Source organism: Roseibacillus persicicus (assembly GCF_014651675.1).
GTDB classification, from domain to species: Bacteria; Verrucomicrobiota; Verrucomicrobiia; order Verrucomicrobiales; family Akkermansiaceae; genus Roseibacillus; species Roseibacillus persicicus.
The window spans coordinates 1-3,127 of sequence record NZ_BMXI01000032.1 but is presented as its reverse complement, the minus strand read 5'-3'; the positions used below and the strand labels follow the sequence as shown (position 1 = coordinate 3,127).

Below are 3,127 nucleotides of genomic sequence, written 5' to 3'. Positions count from 1 at the left end.
GAGCAGTGAGAAAGCGCCTGAAACGCGGGCAAAAAAAGAGCCCGACTTCGTCGTTAGACGAAATCGGGCTTATAACTGGCGACGACCTACTCTCACAGGACCTATCGTCCCACTACCATCGGCGCTGCAGCGTTTCACTTCCGGGTTCGGAATGGGACCGGGTGGTTCCACTGCGCTCTGGCCACCAGAGGAAGAGTTTTGAATTGCGAAGTTGGAGTGGTGAATGGTGAATCTCTTCACGCAGTCACTTTCCTTTTCTTCCAAAATCCAAAGGGCTTCCTCTAGAGGTCTGAGGTGCTTGAGGGTGTCTTGTTTGTGTGGTCTGCTGAATTACTTAATTCAACATTCATCACTCACAATTCACCATTCTTTCCTGCTCCTTGAGATCCGTGTGAAATGTCGATTGCAATACTCTAAATTTGAGGTCCATCAATCGTTTGGTCTTTTGTCTGTCTTTACTACTTGGGACTTGATTTTGATTTTAAGAGTTAAAGAAATCAAGTCTATCGGATGATTAGTACTACTCGGCTACACGTATTGCTACGCTTCGACCTACAGCCTATCAACGTGGTCGTCTCCCACGATCCTTAAGGGAAGATTAATCTTGCGAATGGCTTGGCGCTTAGATGCTTTCAGCGCTTATCCGTTCCGCACGTAGCTACTCTGCACTGCCCTTGACAGAACAACAGATACACCAGAGGTGCGTCGTTTCCGGTCCTCTCGTACTAGGAAACGAACCGCGCAATCTTCCTGCGCCCACAGAGGATAGAGGACCGAACTGTCTCGCGACGTTCTGAACCCAGCTCGCGTGCCGCTTTAACCGGCGAACAGCCGGACCCTTGGGACCTTCTCCAGCCCCAGGATGCGACGAGCCGACATCGAGGTGCCAAACTTCGCCGTCGATATGAACTCTTGGGCGAAATCAGCCTGTTATCCCTAAGGTACCTTTTATCCGTTGAGCGACGGCAATTCCACATTCAACCGCCGGATCACTAAGGCCTACTTTCGTATCTGCTCGACTTGTCGGTCTCACAGTTAGGCGGGCTTGTGCCTTTACACTCGAAACACGGTTGCCGACCGTGCTGAGCCCACCTTCGCGCTCCTCCGTTACTCTTTGGGAGGATACCGCCCCAGTAAAACTGACCGGCTGCCACGGTCCCCCAGCCGGATGACGGCATGGGGTTAGAATTTCCAACACCAAAGGGTGGTATCTCACTGGCGACTCCACCATCCCCTAAAGGATGGCTTCAAAGTCTCCCACTTATGCTGAGCATTGAAATCGAAAAAACAGTAACAGCGTACAGTTAAGGTCTATAGGGTCTTTCCGTCCTTCTGCGGGTAGCCGGCATCTTCACCGGCGTTACAATTTCACTGAGCTCCTGGTTGAGACAGCGCCCAACTCGTTGCACGATTCGTGCAGGTCGGAACTTACCCGACAAGGAATTTCGCTACCTTAGGACCGTTATAGTTACGGCCGACATTCACCAGGACTTGGGCTCGGAGCTTCGCCACGAGGGCTAACACCTTACCGTAATCTTTTGGCATTGGTCACGTGTCACATCCTATACATCGGCTTACGCCTTAGCAGAATGCTGTGTTTTTGCTAAACAGTCGGTTGGGCCATTTCACTGCGGCCACAAATGTGGCACTCCTTCTCCCGAAGTTACGGAGCCATTTTGCCGAGTTCCTTAACCAGGTTTCACTCTTGCGCCTTGGTATACTCTACCCACCCACCTGTGTCGGTTTACGGTACGGGCCATTAATGTAAGGGCTTTTCTTGGCTCAAGCGCCGGATATGCGAATTGGCCGTAGCCGCATCTCGGAATTCAATAACCTAGTATCCTTGACTCAAGCGTCCTCCTTACTGGGTGCAGGAATATTAACCTGCTTGCCATCCCCTACGCCTATCGGCCTCGGGTTAGGTCCCGACTAACCCCGGGACGAAAAACGTTGCCCGGGAAACCTTGGGTTTACGGCGGACCGGGATTTCACCGGTCTTATCGTTACTCATGTCTGCATTCTCACTTCCCAGCGCTCCAGGGTCAATCGCTATCACCCTTCACTGCACTGGGAACGCTCTCCTACCACACATCAATAAATGATGCATCCAGAGCTTCGGTATTCTACTTATCGCCAATCATTTTCGGCGCAAGGTCTCTCGATGAGTAAGCTATTACGCACTTTTTAAATGGTGGCTGCTTCTAAGCCAACATCCTCACTGTCTGTGAAACCTCACCTCCTTTCCACTGAGTAGAATTTAGGCACCTTAGCTGCTGGTCTGGGCTGTTTCCCTTTCGCCAATGAAGCTTATCCCCCACTGACTCACTGCTGTACTTCACCTAAGGGTATTCGGAGTTTGATAGGGGTTGGTACCCGGGTATGGGCCCTAGCCCTTTCAGTGCTCTACCCCCCTTAGTCAGCATACAACGCTGTACCTAAATACATTTCGGAGAGAACCAGCTATCACGGGGTTTGAATAGCCTTTCACTCCTACCCACAGCTCATCCGAGCGTTTTTCAACACACATCGGTTCGGTCCTCCACGTCGTTTTACCGACGCTTCAACCTGGCCATGGGTAGGTCACCTCCGCTTCGGGTCTAGCGCGTGCAACTTGTCGCCCTATTCAGACTTGCTTTCGCTACGCCTCCGTTCCAGAAGAACTTAGGCTTGCCACACGCACTAACTCGCAGACTCATTAAGCAAAAGGCACGCAATCACAGCATAAAGCTGCTCTTACACCTTGTGGGCACAGGGTTTCAGGTTCTATTTCACTCCCCTCACAGGGGTTCTTTTCACCTTTCCCTCACGGTACTGGTTCACTATCGGTCGCTAGTTAGTATTTAGCCTTGGAGGGTGGTCCCCCCGTCTTCACGCAACGTTTCACGTGTGTTGCGCTACTTGCACCTGGCCGGTTCGGATTTCGGATACGGGTCTGTCACCCTCTATGGAGCATCTTTCCAAATGCTTCTCCTATCGTCGCCGGTCCGTTAATGGTTGGGCTGGTCCGCGTTCGCTCGCCGCTACTTACGGAATCTCGGTTGATTTCTTTTCCTCCGGTTACTGAGATGTTTCACTTCACCGGGTTCGCGATCCCTTCCCTATGTATTCAGGAAGGGGCGATGGGATT

2 rRNA genes are annotated in these 3,127 nt (G+C 51.7%); both read right to left on the bottom strand.

Going from position 1 to position 3,127, the window contains the following annotated elements:
- Positions 1 to 73: 73 nt before the first annotated feature.
- A 5S ribosomal RNA gene (rrf, locus tag IE099_RS20320) occupies positions 74 to 189 on the bottom strand.
- A gap of 304 nt (positions 190 to 493) precedes the next feature.
- Positions 494 to 3,127 (bottom strand): 23S ribosomal RNA (locus IE099_RS20315); the annotation flags it as partial.